The sequence below is a fragment of the Frankia sp. KB5 genome (assembly GCF_002099325.1).
GTDB lineage: Bacteria > Actinomycetota > Actinomycetes > Frankiales > Frankiaceae > Frankia > Frankia casuarinae.
Genome location: NZ_MRUJ01000398.1, coordinates 1 through 1,396 on the forward strand (window position 1 = coordinate 1; position 1,396 = coordinate 1,396).

Consider the following 1,396-nt stretch of genomic DNA (forward strand, 5'->3'; position numbering starts at 1 on the left):
CGGCGTCGCCGGGCCGGTGGCACTGGTCGCGAACTCGCTGGCGTTCCTCAACCCCGCCGGCCCGGTCCAGGTCCACGCCCTACCGACCACGATCGGGCTGCGCGCGCCCACGATCGCCCTGTTCCCCGCCCTCCGCGACCTCACCCGTGCCACCGGCACCCTCGCCGACGAGGAGAACCGTACCTACCTGCCCGCCGCCACGGTCGCAGCGGCGTTCACGGTGGCACGCGCCGCCGGCGGGCCGGTCACAGCGTTCATCGACATGGCGTTCCGCGAGGCGAGACCAGCGGTCTGGCGGAGGCTGGACACCCGGCAGGGCACCACGGCTCTGACCGCCGCGCGTCTCCCCGACGGTCTCCTCGACGATCCCCACGAACACGCACGCCTCACCGCGGACCACGCGCGGGGGCATCGTCGACGACTACGTGAGTGCGCGAAGTCGGTCGCAGCCGCCCGCTGCGAGTCGGGAACGGACACCCCGACAGTGCTCGGCCGCGGGGTCACGGACCTGGTCGCTCAGGCGGCGCGGTGACCGATGCCGTGGCGTAGCCGATGGTCCAGCTCCCACAGAGCGGTGCGGTTGGAATCCCACTGCACGACCTTCACCGCGTCGTCGAGGCCGAACCAGCCGAACTCGGTGTGCTCGTCCGACAACGTCACCTCGGCGTCCTCCGCACGGACACCGAACGCGTACTCCGGGATCACCAGCACGTCCGGCCCCCAGGTGAACTCCCCGGTGACGTAGACGACGGGGATCGTGGCCCGCGCGTCCAACACGATGAACTCACGTTCGCCGACCAGACCGGCCTCCTCGGCGGTTTCCCGCCGGGCTGCCTGCGCCGGGGACTCACCCGCCTCACCACCACCGGCGACACCCTGCCAATAGGCGGCATCAGCACGCCGGAACAAGGCGTACTCCGTGCCCTGCCCGGTCTGCCGGTAGGGCAGGACCAGAACCTGAAACGCCGCACGGCCACCCACAGTGTCGGTCACCACACCATCGTAGGACGGCGCCCTCGGCCGACCACCGAAGCCACGGCTGACCAGGAACCGCGCCCGCAACGCGACACGTGACCAGCCAACACAAGATCATCCGCGTTTGCACCTGGTGACAGGTTTCTTACCGGCACCCGGTCTACGTCTCCGTCGGCCGCCGCTGCGCCGGCCTCGTCAACCTMTACTGCGTCGCCCACCTTCGCCGCTACTTCCCGCGGGCGAGGCTGTCGAACCCGGTCCAGCTGGAGTACTGGGAGAAGGCCTGGCTCGACCGGTTCCGCGCGCTCTACACAGCCCACCGGGAACTGGCCACGGCGTGGGCGCGAGCGCGCGACACCCCCGGCCCCGACGCCGACACCCGGCTGGCCGAGGCCTACACCGCCTGGGACGGCGCGATCGA

The 1,396-nt window shown here is 71.2% G+C and carries 2 protein-coding genes; one reads left to right on the forward strand and one right to left on the reverse strand.

Translation table 11 applies throughout. The features are described 5' to 3' along the window. Positions 1 to 532, forward strand: a 532-nt coding sequence (locus KBI5_RS26755) for a hypothetical protein (protein WP_157902600.1), incomplete at its 5' end; no start/stop codon positions are given. Here the strand turns inward: KBI5_RS26755 and KBI5_RS24765 are convergent. Continuing rightward, positions 517 to 993: an NUDIX pyrophosphatase gene (locus KBI5_RS24765; RefSeq protein ID WP_198031032.1), complete on the reverse strand. Its 477-nt coding sequence runs from the start codon at positions 991 to 993 to the stop codon at positions 517 to 519. The two genes, KBI5_RS26755 and KBI5_RS24765, sit on opposite strands and share 16 nt — an antisense overlap. Positions 994 to 1,396: the final 403 nt, after the last annotated feature.